This is a genomic window from Pseudomonas sp. Xaverov 259, from assembly GCF_019352915.1.
Lineage (GTDB): Bacteria > Pseudomonadota > Gammaproteobacteria > Pseudomonadales > Pseudomonadaceae > Aquipseudomonas.
Map to the genome: position 1 here is coordinate 137,507 of NZ_JAAAFV010000031.1, position 13,768 is coordinate 151,274.

Sequence of the window (13,768 nt, forward strand, 5' to 3'; positions counted from 1 at the left end):
TGGAGGATCCATGGCCGAACACGATTTCCGCTTCAGCTTGCTGAGCCCGCAACACACCCTGATCGAATGCCGCGCCCTGGTGCCGGGCCGTTACCAGGTCACCGGCAACGGTGGTTCGATCAAACAGGGCGACGTCTTGATCGTCACCCTGCGCGGCAGTAAAACCCTGTCGATGCGCCTGACCGTTGAAGGTGACGCGCGCTATTCCATCCGCCCGGCGGGCCAGTGGGTCGCCATGGCCCTTGGGCCGAAATTCGGCGAGTTGGAAATTCACACTTGGAAGGTCAACTGCGACAGCTGCGACAGCGTGCTGGAGTTTGAATTCGCAGTGGAAACCAAGCTTGCCAAAGAACCGCTGCAACCGGCCGCCAACGCGCGCATCAAGGAACTGGGTTGGGCCAGCGAAGGCGACAAACACCGCTGCCCGAAATGCCAGCAGGCTGCGCAATGAAAGGCCTGCTGCTCGCCGCGCTCGGTGTGGCCCTGACGGCTGTGCCGGTGACGCGGTAAAGCTGCAGCAAGACCACAGCTACGTGGTGGAGTGGATTGGCGAACGGCCGTTGATGGATTACGCGCACCTGACCGTCACCCTCGGCGCCGATGGCCGCGCCTACGGCAATGGCGGCTGCAACCACTGGTTTGCACCGTACACCGTCGAAGGCCGGACGCTCAGTTTCGGCAAGATCGGCAGCACCCGCAAACTCTGCGCCGAAGCCCTGATGGAGCAGGAACACCGCTTCTTCCAGGCCCTGCAAGGTGTGCAGCGCTGGGATATATCACCGATCGAGCAAACACGATTCTGGCCGGCTGAAGGCAAGCCGATTCGCCTGTGGCTGGAAGAAGGCTGATCCAAAGTCAGACTGGATCGGCTTTTCTGTGGGAGCCGGCTTGCCTGCGATAGCATCACCGCGGTGTACCTGATACACCGCGCCAGCCGCATCGCAGGCAAGCCAGCTCCCACAGGTTTAACCGCGTAACGCCTTGAGCTTGGCCAGCACACCTTCTGCCGTCTGTTCACCCATCAACTGTTCACGCACCTTGCCTTTGTCATCAATGATGTAGGTCACCGGCAGCGCCTCACTGCGTGGAATATCGAAAATCTCTTCCGGGTTCTGCGCCAGCACGGTGAACTTGATCCCCAGTTTCTCGCTGGCGGCCTTGAGTTCTTCACCCTGCACGTTGTCGAAATTGACCCCGAACACGCCCACATTCTGGCCTTTCAATTGCTCGGCCAAGGCATTCAGTTCCGGGATTTCCGTGCGGCACGGGCCACACCATTCGGCCCAGTAATTGACCACCACCCATTGTTTGTCCAGGCGTTCGGCCGCCACTTTCTTGCCATATTGGTCAACGCCGTAATCGTTACCGCAGCCGCTGAGCAGCAGGGTTGTGATGATCGCCAATGCACCGATCAGTCGCCTAGTCATGGGGTAATCCTTCGCAAAAAAATGAACGTTGGCTGCGACCTATCGCCTCTTACGGTTTAAGGACCGGTCGCCGCGCAGGTAGAATACCCGCCACCTTACGCAAGATGCGACCCGCACATGACCGATCTGACGCTTTATCACAACCCGCGCTGCTCGAAATCGCGCGGTGCGCTTGAACTGCTGGAAGCCCGCGGCCTGAACCCGACCGTGGTGCGCTACCTCGAAACCCCGCTGGACGCCGCGCAACTCAAGGCTTTGCTCAGCAAACTGGGAATCAGCGCACGCCAACTGCTGCGCACCGGCGAAGACGAATACAAAACCCTCAACCTGGCCGACGCCAACCTCAGCGAAGCGCAGTTGATTGCCGCGATTGCCGAGCACCCGAAGCTGATGGAACGCCCGATCCTGGCAACCGCCGACAAAGCCGTCATCGGCCGCCCACCGGAAAACGTGCTGGAGTTGCTGCCGTGACCGCGCCTTATGTGCTGGTGCTGTATTACAGCCGCAATGGCTCGGTAAGCGAAATGGCTCGGCAGATTGCCCGGGGCATCGAGCAAGGCGGCCTCGAGGCCCGCCTGCGCACCGTACCGGCAATTTCCACCGAGTGCGAAGCCGTGGCGCCGAGCATCCCGGACGAAGGCGCGTTGTATGCCAGCCTGGATGACCTGAAAAACTGCTCGGCCCTGGCCCTGGGCAGCCCGACGCGCTTTGGCAACATGGCCGCGCCGCTCAAGTACTTCCTCGATGGCACCAGCAACCTGTGGCTCACTGGCGCACTCGTCGGCAAGCCAGCCGGCGTGTTCACCTCCACCGCCAGCCTGCACGGCGGCCAGGAAACCACGCTGATGTCGATGCTGCTGCCGCTGCTGCACCACGGCATGCTGATCACTGGCCTGCCCTACAGCGAACAAGCCTTGCTCGACACCCAGGGCGGTGGCACGCCGTACGGCGCCAGCCATCATTCCGGGCCGGATGGCAAACGCATGCTCGATCAACACGAAATCACCCTGTGCCGGGCCCTCGGCCTGCGCCTGGCCACCACCGCCATGCTGCTGGAGAACGGCCGTGGCCAGAAAGCCTAAGGTCCTGCCGCCCCAGGCGTGGCTGGAACCACGGGTCAAGGTGGCACGCGTGCTGAGCTTGTTGGCTTTTCTAGGGCTGGTGGGTTTGCTGTGCGTGTATTACCTGTTCATCGCCGACCTGCACGGTGCGCGCCCGTGGGTGATCCTGCTGATCGAACTGGTGCCACTGCTGGTGCTGGCGCCGGGGATGCTGCTGGGCAGCGCGCGCGGGCATTCGTGGATGTGCTTTGTGGTGAACCTGTATTTCATAAAGGGCGCACTGGCGGCGTATGACCCGAACCGGCAGTGGTTCGGGGTGCTGGAGATGCTGGCGAGTCTGGCGGTGTTTTGTACCGCGCTGTTGTATGTGCGGTGGCGGCATCAGTTGAATCGGCAGCTGGCGCAAGTCTGATAGGAATTTGGCGCCGGACAGTCAGTCTTCGCGAGCAAGCCCGCTCCCGCATTTATCCGCGTACATCCTTTGGAATGCGGTCGAATGTGGGAGCTGGCTTGCCTGCGATAGCCTCACCTCGGTCTCAATGATTCACTGTATAAGCCAGCATCATCGACAACTGGCACATCGGCCGCCCACTCTCGGCGTGCCATTGGTTAAACGCGCCCTGCACCGTCGCCAAGTCCCGCAGGCTGGTCGGCGCCTTGTCGACGATCTTCTGCGCGTTCAACGCCGCCACCACGTCATCGCTCGGCACAAAAGTATCCTTGCCCACCATGCGCAAAAAGCGCGGCGCCGACAGCCCGCCCAACTGGTGGCCGTGCTTGCTCAGGTACTTCCACAAGCTGACGATATCGGTCACCGGCCAGTCGGCGATAAACGCACCGAAGCTGCCTTTTTCCTGCTCAATGTCCAGCATCATCTGCGCGTTGCGCGGCACGCTTTTGAGCTTGCCCAGGTGGCGGATGATGCGCGTGTCCTGCATCAGGCGCTCCAGGTGCTCGGCGCCCATCAGCACGACTTTTTCCGGGTCGAAGCCGAAGAATACCTGCTCGAACGCCGGCCACTTGGCATCCACCACGCTGTGCTTCAAGCCCGCGCGAAATACGCGCAGCGCCAGGGTCGACAGGTAGCGATCATCACTGATCTTGCGCAATTGCGCCGGGGTCTTGGGTACAGGCAGGTGGGCTTCCAGTTCGGCCGCTGAACCAAAGCGGTTCAGACAATATTCGTGCAGCCACTTGTAATCGCGCATGCCCTCTCCTGGCAGTTGAATGGAAAACGGCGCCCGTGAGCGCCGTCTTTCAGAGCGTTGAAACGTCTTAGAGGTTCACCACATTGACGAAGCGCGATGCGGCGGTTTCGTCAATTTTAAGGCTGCTGAAATCGAACAGGTTGCGGTCGGCCAGCTGCGAAGGCTGCACATTCTGCAAGCTGCGGAAGATGCTTTCGGTGCGGCCCGGGGTTTTGCGCTCCCAATCCAGCAGCATGTCCTTGACCACCTGGCGCTGCAGGTTTTCCTGGGAGCCGCACAGGTTGCACGGGATGATCGGGAATTGCTTGAAGTCGGAGTAGGCCTGGATGTCTTTCTCGTTGCAATACGCCAGCGGGCGGATCACCACGTTGCGCCCGTCGTCGGCACGCAGCTTGGGCGGCATGGCCTTGAGCGAGCCGTTGAAGAACATATTGAGAAAGAAGGTCTCAACGATGTCATCGCGGTGGTGCCCCAGGGCCATCTTGGTTGCACCGATCTCATCGGCAAAGGTGTAAAGCGTGCCGCGGCGCAGGCGTGAGCACAGCGAGCAGGTGGTTTTGCCCTCAGGGATCAGCTCCTTGACCACCGAGTAGGTATCTTTCTCGACGATGTGGTACTCCACGCCCAGCTCTTTGAGATAGGCCGGCAGCACGTGTTCAGGGAAGCCCGGTTGTTTCTGGTCCATGTTGACGGCGACGATCTGGAACTTGATCGGCGCGACCTTTTGCAGGTGCAGCAGCACGTCGAGCATGGTGTAGCTGTCTTTGCCGCCGGAGAGGCAGACCATGACCTTGTCGCCGTCCTCGATCATGTTGAAATCGGCGACCGCTTCCCCGGCCAGGCGACGCAGGCGTTTTTGCAGTTTGTTCTGGTTGACCGTAAGAGTGCCCATGGCGCTTGGATCCGCTAGAGGTGTGTGACGAAAAGCGCAGCATTTTACGCAAAAATACTTCAATGGGCGACGCCGATCCAATGTGGGAGCTGGCTTGCCTGCGATAGCGGTGGGTCAGTGATGTATTAGCTGCTGACACACCGCTATCGCAGGCAAGCCAGCTCCCACAGTAGAACCCGTTATCGCTGACAGACCTCACCGCGATTAGCGCCAGTGTTTACAGCGCAATTTGCTCTAAAGCCCTACAGTTTTTCCGGTCATCACTTCCTATACTGCGACGTAAGGTCGCACAACTATCCAGGACCTTATGTGGCCATTTGGCCCGTGGGCGCTCCGATGGGGGGCGATGGTAATAACGACAGGAGTGACTGGCATGATCCATCACGTCGTGGGGCTGTTTACCCATCCCGACCAGGAATGGCGGGAAATTCGTGGCGATAAGGAAGAAAGTATCGGCCACATGTACCTTACTCACACTTTGATTCTTGCGGCGATCCCCGCCGTCTCGGCATTTATCGGTACCACCCAGGTCGGCTGGGTCATCGGCAGCCGCGCCCCGGTCATGTTGACCCAGGAAAGTGCGTTGTGGATGACCATCATGTCCTACGCAGCGATGCTCGGCGGCGTGGCGGTGATGGGTGCATTCATCCATTGGATGGCCCGCACCTACGACGCCAGCCCCAGCATGGCGCGCTGCGTCGCGTTTGCCACCTACACCGCGACCCCACTGTTTATCGGCGGGCTGGCGGCGCTCTATCCGCATATGTGGCTGGGCATGGTCGTGGGCACGGCGGCTATCTGTTACACGGTGTACTTGCTGTATGTGGGGCTGCCAACGTTTATGAACATCGACCCGGACGAGGGCTTCCTGTTTTCCAGCTCGGTACTGGCCGTGGGCCTGGTGGTACTGGTGGCAATCATGGCGTTTACCGTGATCGTCTGGGGGCTGGGCGTAGGCCCGATCTACACCAGCTAAGCGGATAAACCGCACGTAAAGCCACCGCAAGGTGGCTTTGTGCGTTATGCATGACCATTCGGCGCCTGACAGATTCGGAAACACCTGCTTTTGCGGCATACTGGACGTCTCTGGAGATATGGTCAGCATGCCCGAGCAACTCAATACCCGCGTCGAAGATTGTTTCCTACAAGCCGAATCCTTTTTTAAACGAAGCTTCAAACGCCCCCAGGTCAGCCTCAAGCTGCGGGGCCAGAAGGCCGGTGTCGCGCATTTGCACGAGAACCTGCTGCGCTTCAACCCACAGTTGTACCGCGAAAACAGCCAACACTTCCTCAAGCAGACGGTGGCCCATGAGGTGGCGCACCTGATCGCCCACCAATTGTTTGGCGAGCGCATCCAGCCCCATGGCGAGGAATGGCAGTTGATCATGCGCGGGGTTTACGAACTGCCGCCGGATCGTTGCCACACGTATGAGATCAAACGCCGCCAGGTGACCCGGTATATCTACCGTTGCCCGTGTGCCGACAGTGATTTCCCGTTTTCGGCCCAGAGGCATGGGCTGGTGAATCAGGGGCGGCGGTATTTGTGCAGGCGGTGTCGGCACACTTTGGTGTACACAGGGGAAACTCGGGTGGAGTGAGGGCGCTATCGCAGGCAAGCCAGCTCCCACAGGGGAATGCATTCCAAATGTGGGAGCTGGCTTGCCTGCGATGACGCCAGATCAGTCACCCAACAACCTTGGCCCGCCGCAACTCAGCTATCCGCTGAGCACTAAACCCCAACCCCGCCAGCACCTCATCACTGTGCGCCCCCACAGCAGCGCCAATATGCCGAGGTGCTGGCAACCCCTCGGAAAACTTCAACGGACAGGCCAGTTGCGCCTGGCTCGTACCATCACCCCGTGGCACCTGGCTCACCAGCTCGCGCGCCTGCAACTGGGGATGCTCCAGCGCTTCGCTCAGGCTCAGCACCGGCTCAACACAGGCGTCCACCCCGGCGAACAACTCACACAGTTCATCAAAGCTGCGCTTCTCAAACTCGACCTGCAGCGCCAGTTTAAGGGCTTTTTGCTGCTCGGGTTTCAGGCTTTGCATGGCCAGCTCCGGCCTTCCCAAGGTTTCGCACAATTGCCGCATAAACGCCGGTTCCAGACTGCCCACCGACATCCAGCGCCCATCACGCGTGCGGTAGTAATCGTAGAAACTGCCGCCGTTGAGCACATGGCTCTCCCAATCAGGCTCGACCCCACAGGCCAGGTAGCCCGCACCGGCCATGGCATTCAAGCTGAACGAGCAGTCGGTCATGCTCACATCCAGGTATTGGCCAACGCCACTGTGCTGGCGGGCAATCACGGCGGCGAGCAAGCCCACCACCGCGTGCAACGAACCACCACCGACATCCGCCAATTGCACGCCCAAGGGCAATGGCCCGCTGTCCTGGCGGCCGGTGTAACTGGCCACGCCGGCCAACGCGAGGTAATTGATATCGTGCCCGGCGCGGTCTTTATAAGGCCCGGTCTGGCCGTAGCCGGTGATCGACACATAAATCAGCCTGGGGTTGAGCGCCTTCAGCGCCTCATAACCCAGGCCGAGGCGCTCCATTACGCCGGGCCGGAATTGCTCGAGGACAATGTCGTAGTCCTTGAGCAGCTCACGCACGATCTGCAGCGCCTCGGCCTGCTTGAGGTCCAGTGCCAGGCTGCGCTTGTTGCGATTGAGGTACGCGTGGCTCGCCGAGGTCCCCTGATCATGGGGCGGCAGCACGCGCAACAGGTCCATGCGCGTGGGCGATTCGATACGCAGCACCTCGGCGCCCATGTCCGCCAGCAACAAAGACGCGAACGGGCCAGGCAGCAAGGTGGAAAAATCCAGCACTTTGAGGGACGCCAAGGGACCTGACATGGGGACTCCTTTTTCTTCTTCGAATGGCCACAGCGTAGGCCGGGTCCGGCCCGACCGGCAATCGTCAGAACAATCACCGAGAGTGACCGTTTTGATCACGGCGGGCTTTTTCGCGGCAGCGGCTTTATCATTGGCTCAGGTTTGCTTGCAGAGTGTTCCATGAAGTTTGCGATTGCAGTATTTTCCGCCACCCATGCGCCCTCCTCGCGCCGCGCATTGCTGTTCGCCCAGGCAGCGCTTGCCGGTGGGCATCAGATTGTGCGGCTGTTTTTTTATCAGGATGGCGTGTACAGCGCGTCCAATAACATCGTTGCGCCCCAGGATGAGCAAGACATTGCCCGCCAGTGGCGTGAGTTTGTCAGCCAGCATCAGCTCGACGGCGTGGTGTGCATCGCCGCCGCCTTGCGCCGTGGCGTACTCAATACTGAGGAAGCCACGCGTTATCAACGCAGCGCGGTGAACCTCGACGCACCGTGGGCGTTGTCGGGCCTGGGGCAATTGCATGACGCCATCCAGGCTGCCGACCGCCTGATCTGTTTTGGAGGGCCGTGATATGGCCAAGTCTTTATTGGTGATCAGCCGCCAGGCACCGTGGTCCGGGCCGAGTGCGCGCGAAGCGCTGGATATCGTATTGGCCGGTGGCGCCTTTGACCTGCCGATTGGCCTGCTGTTTATGGACGATGGCGTGTTCCAGTTGGCAACGCATCAGGACGCCAGGGCCGTGCAGCAAAAAGACCTCAGCGCCAACCTGCAGGCGTTGGGCCTGTTCGGCATTGATGAGGTATTTGCATGCAGCCATAGCCTTGCCGAGCGCAGCCTCGCAACACCTGCCAGCGCGCAGGCACTGGACAGCGCCGCGATCGCCCAACTGATTGACCGTTATGACCAGGTGATGACCCTCTGATGTCGACTTTGCACGTGGTATCTCACTCCCCGTTTACCGATAGCCGCCTGGCCAGTTGCCTGCGCGTGTGCGGCGCCGAGGACGCCATCCTGCTGTGTGGCGATGGCGCCTACGGCCTGCACAATGCAGCCCTGCAAACCCGGGGCGTAAAGGTCTTTGTACTGGCCGAGGACATGCAGGCACGCAACCTGCCCCTGCCGGACTGGGCCGACAGCGTCGACTACCCTGGGTTTGTGCAGCTGTCGATCGACTACGACAAGGTCAACACCTGGCTATGAACACCCTGACCGTAGGCGAACGCACGCTTGAGCTGGACAAGGATGGCTACCTCGTCGACCTGAATGACTGGTCCGTCGACGTGGCCAGTGCCCTGGCCGCCGCCGAACCCTTGGCATTGACCGCCGACCATTGGGAAATCCTCGAACTGCTGCGCGGGTTCTACGCAGAATTTCAGCTGTCCCCGGCCACGCGCCCGCTGATCAAGTACACGGCTTTAAAGCTCGGCCCGGACAAGGGCAACAGCCTGCACCTCAACAAACTCTTCAATGGCACCCCCGCCAAACTTGCCGCCAAGCTGGCGGGCCTGCCCAGGCCGACGAATTGCTTATGACCGACTTTGCCCCGCTCACCCTTGAAACCCCCGCCGAGCACCCGTTTGCGCAGTTCGTGCGCATCCTGGGCAGAGGCAAGCGCGGCGCGCGCAACCTCACCCGTGAGGAAGCCCGCGAAGCCATGGGCATGCTGCTCGACGAAAAAGTCGAAGACACCCAGCTCGGCGCCTTCCTGATGCTGTTGCGTCACAAGGAAGAAAGCCCGGAAGAACTCGCCGGTTTCACCGAGGCGGTGCGCGAGCGCTTGAATGCGCCCGCGCTGAATGTGGACATCGACTGGCCGACCTACGCCGGTAAAAAACGCCACCTGCCGTGGTACCTGCTGGCGGCCAAGTGCCTGGCGCAAAACGGTGTGCGCATCCTGATGCACGGCGGTGGTGCCCATACGGCGGGCCGCTTGTACACCGAGCAATTGTTGCAAGGCCTGCAAATCCCGCTGTGTCGCAGCTGGCAACAGGTCGAGACGGCGTTCGAGCACGGCAACCTGGCGTTTATCCCGCTGGGTGACTGGGCGCCACAACTGCAACGCATGATCGACTTGCGCAACACCTTGGGCCTGCGCTCACCGATTCACTCCCTGGCGCGCCTGCTCAACCCGCTGAATGCGCGTTGCGGCCTGCAAAGCATTTTCCACCCCGGCTACCAGGGCGTGCACCGCGATGCCAGCGGCCTGCTGGGCGATAATGTGATTGTGGTGAAGGGTGATGGCGGCGAAGTCGAGATCAACCCCGACACCCTCAGCCATCTGTACGGCACCACCGGCGGCCAGAGCTGGGACGAAGAGTGGCCCGCCCTCTCCGCCCAGCGCCACGTCAAACCGGCCAGCCTGGAACCCGAGCATTTAAAAGCCTTGTGGCGCGGTGATGTCGAGGACAGTTACCCGCAACTCGCGCTGATCGCGACCATGGCCCTGGCCTTGCGCGGCCTCGGCCATGCTCGGGAACACGCATTCGAATTGGCCCAGCAATACTGGGACGCGCGGGATAAATCGATTTAATCGATGATTCCCGCCCGGTCTTTGCGCTTTTAGTTCGAACTCATCCCTTTAGACTGGGCTCTAACGCTTAGTAGCCAAGGAGCCAGTCATGGGTTTGCTGATCGAAGGACACTGGAAAGACCAGTGGTACGAAAGTAGCGCAGACGGCGCATTCCAGCGCGAGCAGGCGCAACGCCGCAACTGGGTGACCGCCGATGGCGAGCCTGGCCCCAGCGGCGATGGCGGTTTCAAGGCCGAAGCCGGTCGTTACCACCTGTATGTGTCCCTGGCTTGTCCGTGGGCCCATCGCACACTGATCCTGCGTAAACTCAAGGGTTTGGAAAGCTTGATCGACGTGTCCGTGGTCAGTTGGCTCATGCTGGAAAACGGCTGGACCTTCGACAAGGCCCACGGCTCGACCGGTGACAAGCTCGACGGTTTCGACTTCATGCACCAGCGCTATACCGCAGACACCGCCGATTACACCGGGCGTGTCACCGTGCCGGTACTGTGGGACAAAAAGCTGCAGCGCATCGTCAGCAATGAATCGGCAGAGATCATCCGAATGTTCAACAGCGCGTTTAACGGGCTGACCGGCAATACCCTGGATTTCTACCCCGAAGCCCTGCGCCCGGCGATCGATACGTTGAACGAGCGCATCTATCCCGCCGTCAACAATGGCGTGTACCGCGCAGGTTTTGCCACCTCGCAGCAGGCGTATGAGAGTGCGTTTGATGATGTGTTTGCCGAACTGGACCACCTGGAACAGCACCTGGCTGAGCAGCGCTACCTGGCCGGTGAATACCTGACCGAAGCCGATGTGCGGCTGTTCACTACGCTGATTCGCTTTGATGCGGTGTATTACAGCCACTTCAAATGCAACCTGCGGCGGATTGCCGACTATCCGAATTTGTCGAACTGGCTAAGGGAGCTGTATCAGTGGCCAGGCGTGGCCGAGACGGTGGATTTTGCGCATATCAAGGGGCATTACTATGCGAGCCATCGGACGATCAACCCGACCGGGATTGTGCCGAAGGGGCCGTTGCAGAAGTTTGATGCCGAGCATGATCGGGCGCGGTTGAGCGGCAAAGGTGTCTGGAACTGAGAACATCTTGTGGCGAGAGAGCAAGCTCCCTCGCCATAAGAACAGTGTTAAACCTGGGATTGCGCGCCTTCAAACCATTTGAGTTTCTCGCGCAACACCACCACTTCCCCGACGATCACCAGTGTCGGCGCATGCACTTCATGCTCCGCCACCATGCGCGGCAAGTCCGCCAGGGTGCCGGTAAACACGCGCTGGTTGGACGTGGTGCCCTGCTGGATCAACGCCGCCGGTGTATCCGCCGCGCGCCCGTGCTTGATCAATTGCTCACAGATAATCGGCAAGCCGATCAGACCCATGTAGAACACCAACGTTTGCGACGGCCCTACCAGGTCATGCCAAGGCAGGTCCGAAGTCCCGTTCTTTAAATGCCCGGTGATAAAGCGCACCGACTGCGCATAATCACGATGCGTCAGCGGAATCCCCGCATACGCCGCGCAACCGCTGGCCGCAGTGATCCCCGGCACCACCTGGAACGGAATGCCATGGGCCGCCAGTTCCTCGATCTCTTCGCCGCCACGGCCAAAGATGAACGGATCGCCACCCTTAAGTCGCAGCACACGCTTGCCCTGCTTGGCCAGATCCACCAGTTGCTGGTTGATCTGATCCTGCGGCACGGCATGGTCGGCGCGACGTTTGCCGACGTAGATACGCTCGGCATCACGGCGGCACAGTTCAAGAATCGCCGGGGCCACCAGGCGGTCGTACAGCACCACGTCGGCCTGTTGCATAAGGCGCAACGCGCGGAAGGTCAGCAGGTCCGGATCACCCGGGCCTGCACCGACCAGATAGACTTCGCCTGGCGCGTACGGCGGCGCGCCGTTGACCTTCTCGATCAACAGACGCTCGGCTTCATCACCCTGCCCGGCTAATTGACGGTCGGCGATCGGGCCCTGGAACACTTCTTCCCAAAAGGCTCGACGCTGCTGCACATCCGGGTACAAACCTTTGACCTGGGCGCGAAACCGCGCCGCCAAGCCGGCCAGTTGGCCATAGGTCGACGGAATCCAGGTCTCCAGCTTGGCGCGGATCAAACGCGCCAGCACCGGCGCATCGCCGCCGCTGGACACCGCAATCACCAAGGGTGAACGGTCGACGATCGCCGGAAAGATCACGCTGCACAAGGCGGGCGCGTCCACCACGTTGACCGGCACGCACCGGCGCTTGGCATCGCTGGACACTTGCGCGTTCAGCGGTTCGTCGTCCGTGGCCGCGATAATCAGCACGCAACCGTCAAGGTCAGCCTCCTGATAACCGCGCAGAATCAGGTCCCCGCCACTGCCCAGCACCAGCTCTCGCAACTGGTCTTCGATCTGGGGAGCAACCACCCGCAGCAACGCACCGGCGTCGGCCAGCAGCCGGGATTTGCGCAAGGCAATCTCCCCGCCACCGACGACCAACACACGACTGCCGCGCAGGTTATGAAACAGCGGCAGAAATTCCATTTAGCCGATGACCTCAACGCCGCCCATGTACGGCTTGAGCACTTCCGGCACGCGGATAGAACCGTCGGCCTGCTGGTAGTTTTCCAACACGGCCACCAGAGTACGGCCTACGGCCAGGCCCGAACCGTTGAGGGTGTGTACCAGTTCCGGCTTGCCGGTTTCCGGGTTACGGAAACGCGCCTGCATGCGACGGGCCTGGAAATCACCGCAGTTGGAGCACGACGAAATTTCGCGGTACTTGTCCTGGCTTGGCACCCACACTTCGAGGTCGTAGGTCTTCACGGCACTGAACCCCATGTCGCCGGTGCACAGCGCCAGTACGCGGTACGGCAGTTCCAGCAGTTGCAGGACGCGCTCGGCGTTGGCGGTCAGGCCTTCCAGGGCTTCCATGGACGTCGACGGCTCTACAACCTGCACCATCTCCACCTTGTCGAACTGGTGCTGACGGATCATGCCGCGCGTGTCACGCCCCGAGGCACCGGCTTCGCTACGGAAGCACGGGCTGTGGGCCACGAACTTGATCGGCAGCTGCTTGGCATCGAGAATTTCGCCAGCGACGATGTTGGTCAGCGACACTTCGGCAGTCGGGATCAGGTACAGGTCGGCTTCGCCGTCGCGGCTGATCTTGAACAGGTCTTCTTCGAACTTCGGCAGCTGGCTGGTGCCCATCAGCGCCGGCGCCTGCACCAGATACGGCGTGTAGGCTTCTTCGTAGCCGTGTTCAGCGGTGTGCAGGTTGATCATGAACTGCGCCAGGGCACGGTGCATGCGCGCGATCGGGCCGCGCAGCAGAGCAAAGCGTGCGCCGGACATTTTGGCGGCGGTTTCGAAATCCAGGCCGCCGGTCAGTTCGCCCAACGCAACGTGATCCTTGATCTCGAAATCAAAGGCTTTTGGCGTGCCCCAACGGCGCACTTCGACGTTGCCGTCTTCGTCTTCACCCATCGGCACGGATTCGTGCGGAATATTCGGGATGCCCAGCAGGATCGAATCCAGCTCGGTCTGAATGCCTTCCAGCTCGACTTTGCCGTCGGACAGCTCGGTGCCCATGCGCTCGACATCCGCCATCAACGGCGCGATGTCTTCGCCACGCTGCTTGGCCTGACCGATGGATTTGGAACGCGCATTACGCTCAGCCTGCAGTGCTTCGGTGCGGGTCTGGACGGTCTTGCGCTGTTCTTCCAGCGCTTCGATGCGCGCAACATCCAAGGCAAAGCCACGGGATGCCAGGCGGTCCGCTACGTCCTGAAGGTTGCTACGTAACAGTTTGGAATCGAGCATGT

At 60.9% G+C, this 13,768-nt stretch carries 18 protein-coding genes and 1 pseudogene; 13 read left to right on the forward strand and 6 right to left on the reverse strand.

Annotated features, from left to right (window positions below; all coding sequences use genetic code 11):
* The first annotated feature begins 10 nt into the window (after positions 1–10).
* Both K0H48_RS11280 and K0H48_RS11285 read left to right on the forward strand, forming a co-directional pair.
* The gene (locus K0H48_RS11280) at positions 11–451 is read left to right on the forward strand and encodes a hypothetical protein (RefSeq protein WP_219267527.1); all 441 of its coding nucleotides are present in this window, start codon (positions 11–13) and stop codon (positions 449–451) included.
* A pseudogene (locus tag K0H48_RS11285) lies at positions 448–848 on the forward strand (META domain-containing protein). Before K0H48_RS11280 ends, K0H48_RS11285 begins: the two are co-directional and overlap by 4 nt.
* 117 nt (positions 849–965) lie before the next feature.
* Here K0H48_RS11285 and K0H48_RS11290 read toward each other — a convergent pair.
* Complete coding sequence (locus K0H48_RS11290) at positions 966–1,427, reverse strand: TlpA disulfide reductase family protein (RefSeq protein WP_058419872.1); 462 nt, start codon at positions 1,425–1,427, stop codon at positions 966–968.
* A 117-nt stretch (positions 1,428–1,544) separates the two neighbouring features.
* Between K0H48_RS11290 and arsC the strand changes: the two genes are divergently transcribed.
* Genes arsC through K0H48_RS11305 form a run of 3 tightly spaced genes read left to right on the forward strand, consistent with a single transcriptional unit; the run spans position 1,545 to position 2,900 of the window.
* Positions 1,545–1,898: an arsenate reductase (glutaredoxin) gene (gene arsC / locus K0H48_RS11295; RefSeq protein ID WP_219267528.1), complete on the forward strand. Its 354-nt coding sequence runs from the start codon at positions 1,545–1,547 to the stop codon at positions 1,896–1,898.
* Positions 1,895–2,509, forward strand: a complete 615-nt coding sequence (gene wrbA, locus K0H48_RS11300) for an NAD(P)H:quinone oxidoreductase (RefSeq protein WP_219267529.1) — start codon at positions 1,895–1,897, stop codon at positions 2,507–2,509. Before arsC ends, wrbA begins: the two co-directional genes overlap by 4 nt.
* Positions 2,493–2,900: a DUF2069 domain-containing protein gene (locus K0H48_RS11305; protein ID WP_219267530.1), complete on the forward strand. Its 408-nt coding sequence runs from the start codon at positions 2,493–2,495 to the stop codon at positions 2,898–2,900. The genes wrbA and K0H48_RS11305 overlap by 17 nt, the downstream gene beginning before the upstream one ends.
* 124 nt (positions 2,901–3,024) lie before the next feature.
* Here the strand turns inward: K0H48_RS11305 and K0H48_RS11310 are convergent, their stop codons facing one another.
* Together K0H48_RS11310 and ttcA are read right to left on the reverse strand one after the other, a co-directional pair.
* Positions 3,025–3,696 (reverse strand): DNA-3-methyladenine glycosylase I, encoded by a 672-nt coding sequence (locus K0H48_RS11310; protein ID WP_099548017.1) that lies wholly within the window; start codon positions 3,694–3,696, stop codon positions 3,025–3,027.
* Positions 3,697–3,763: 67 nt separating this feature from the next.
* Entirely contained in the window at positions 3,764–4,588 is an 825-nt protein-coding gene (gene ttcA / locus K0H48_RS11315; protein ID WP_219267531.1) for a tRNA 2-thiocytidine(32) synthetase TtcA, read from the reverse strand.
* Between the two features lie 373 nt (positions 4,589–4,961).
* Here ttcA and K0H48_RS11320 point away from each other — a divergent pair, with 373 nt between their 5' ends.
* Both K0H48_RS11320 and K0H48_RS11325 read left to right on the forward strand, forming a co-directional pair.
* A complete protein-coding gene (locus K0H48_RS11320) occupies positions 4,962–5,564 on the forward strand; it encodes a Yip1 family protein (protein WP_138814965.1) in 603 nt (200 codons plus the stop codon).
* Between the two features lie 127 nt (positions 5,565–5,691).
* A complete protein-coding gene (locus K0H48_RS11325; protein WP_056861886.1) occupies positions 5,692–6,186 on the forward strand; it encodes a SprT family zinc-dependent metalloprotease in 495 nt (164 codons plus the stop codon).
* A gap of 85 nt (positions 6,187–6,271) precedes the next feature.
* Here K0H48_RS11325 and K0H48_RS11330 read toward each other — a convergent pair whose 3' ends face one another.
* A complete protein-coding gene (locus tag K0H48_RS11330; protein ID WP_219267532.1) occupies positions 6,272–7,447 on the reverse strand; it encodes a CaiB/BaiF CoA-transferase family protein in 1,176 nt (391 codons plus the stop codon).
* A gap of 159 nt (positions 7,448–7,606) precedes the next feature.
* On the opposite strand from K0H48_RS11330, the gene tusD reads away from it, so the two are divergent.
* The 6 genes from tusD (at position 7,607) to K0H48_RS11360 (ending at position 11,043) form a co-directional block, all read left to right on the forward strand.
* Complete coding sequence (tusD, locus tag K0H48_RS11335; protein WP_219267533.1) at positions 7,607–7,999, forward strand: sulfurtransferase complex subunit TusD; 393 nt, start codon at positions 7,607–7,609, stop codon at positions 7,997–7,999.
* A gap of 1 nt (position 8,000) precedes the next feature.
* Positions 8,001–8,351: a sulfurtransferase complex subunit TusC gene (gene tusC, locus K0H48_RS11340; RefSeq protein WP_219267534.1), complete on the forward strand. Its 351-nt coding sequence runs from the start codon at positions 8,001–8,003 to the stop codon at positions 8,349–8,351.
* Positions 8,351–8,629 (forward strand): sulfurtransferase complex subunit TusB, encoded by a 279-nt coding sequence (gene tusB, locus K0H48_RS11345; RefSeq protein WP_065931003.1) that lies wholly within the window; start codon positions 8,351–8,353, stop codon positions 8,627–8,629. Before tusC ends, tusB begins: the two co-directional genes overlap by 1 nt.
* Positions 8,626–8,961, forward strand: a complete 336-nt coding sequence (locus K0H48_RS11350) for a TusE/DsrC/DsvC family sulfur relay protein (protein WP_219267535.1) — start codon at positions 8,626–8,628, stop codon at positions 8,959–8,961. The genes tusB and K0H48_RS11350 overlap by 4 nt, the downstream gene beginning before the upstream one ends.
* Positions 8,958–9,959, forward strand: a complete 1,002-nt coding sequence (locus K0H48_RS11355; protein WP_219267536.1) for a glycosyl transferase family protein — start codon at positions 8,958–8,960, stop codon at positions 9,957–9,959. The genes K0H48_RS11350 and K0H48_RS11355 overlap by 4 nt, the downstream gene beginning before the upstream one ends.
* An 88-nt stretch (positions 9,960–10,047) precedes the next feature.
* Positions 10,048–11,043, forward strand: a complete 996-nt coding sequence (locus K0H48_RS11360) for a glutathione S-transferase family protein (protein WP_219267537.1) — start codon at positions 10,048–10,050, stop codon at positions 11,041–11,043.
* Between the two features lie 47 nt (positions 11,044–11,090).
* On the opposite strand, the gene cysG is transcribed toward K0H48_RS11360, so the two are convergent.
* Positions 11,091–12,485 carry a siroheme synthase CysG gene (cysG, locus tag K0H48_RS11365; RefSeq protein ID WP_017137497.1) on the reverse strand — a complete coding sequence of 465 codons (1,395 nt, stop codon included), beginning with the start codon at positions 12,483–12,485 and terminating at the stop codon, positions 11,091–11,093.
* Positions 12,486–13,766, reverse strand: coding sequence for a serine--tRNA ligase (gene serS, locus K0H48_RS11370; protein ID WP_219267538.1), 1,281 nt, complete (start codon positions 13,764–13,766; stop codon positions 12,486–12,488).
* Positions 13,767–13,768: the final 2 nt, after the last annotated feature.

Coding starts and splice junctions, on each gene's coding strand:
- cysG (WP_017137497.1), bottom strand. CDS start 12,485: ATGGAATTTCTGCCGCTGTTTCATAACCTGCGCGGCAGTCGTGTGTTG.
- K0H48_RS11280 (WP_219267527.1), top strand. CDS start 11: ATGGCCGAACACGATTTCCGCTTCAGCTTGCTGAGCCCGCAACACACC.
- K0H48_RS11360 (WP_219267537.1), top strand. CDS start 10,048: ATGGGTTTGCTGATCGAAGGACACTGGAAAGACCAGTGGTACGAAAGT.
- K0H48_RS11325 (WP_056861886.1), top strand. CDS start 5,692: ATGCCCGAGCAACTCAATACCCGCGTCGAAGATTGTTTCCTACAAGCC.
- K0H48_RS11310 (WP_099548017.1), bottom strand. CDS start 3,696: ATGCGCGATTACAAGTGGCTGCACGAATATTGTCTGAACCGCTTTGGT.
- K0H48_RS11350 (WP_219267535.1), top strand. CDS start 8,626: ATGAACACCCTGACCGTAGGCGAACGCACGCTTGAGCTGGACAAGGAT.
- K0H48_RS11320 (WP_138814965.1), top strand. CDS start 4,962: ATGATCCATCACGTCGTGGGGCTGTTTACCCATCCCGACCAGGAATGG.
- tusB (WP_065931003.1), top strand. CDS start 8,351: ATGTCGACTTTGCACGTGGTATCTCACTCCCCGTTTACCGATAGCCGC.
- serS (WP_219267538.1), bottom strand. CDS start 13,766: ATGCTCGATTCCAAACTGTTACGTAGCAACCTTCAGGACGTAGCGGAC.
- ttcA (WP_219267531.1), bottom strand. CDS start 4,588: ATGGGCACTCTTACGGTCAACCAGAACAAACTGCAAAAACGCCTGCGT.
- tusD (WP_219267533.1), top strand. CDS start 7,607: ATGAAGTTTGCGATTGCAGTATTTTCCGCCACCCATGCGCCCTCCTCG.
- K0H48_RS11330 (WP_219267532.1), bottom strand. CDS start 7,447: ATGTCAGGTCCCTTGGCGTCCCTCAAAGTGCTGGATTTTTCCACCTTG.
- arsC (WP_219267528.1), top strand. CDS start 1,545: ATGACCGATCTGACGCTTTATCACAACCCGCGCTGCTCGAAATCGCGC.
- tusC (WP_219267534.1), top strand. CDS start 8,001: ATGGCCAAGTCTTTATTGGTGATCAGCCGCCAGGCACCGTGGTCCGGG.
- K0H48_RS11355 (WP_219267536.1), top strand. CDS start 8,958: ATGACCGACTTTGCCCCGCTCACCCTTGAAACCCCCGCCGAGCACCCG.
- K0H48_RS11290 (WP_058419872.1), bottom strand. CDS start 1,427: ATGACTAGGCGACTGATCGGTGCATTGGCGATCATCACAACCCTGCTG.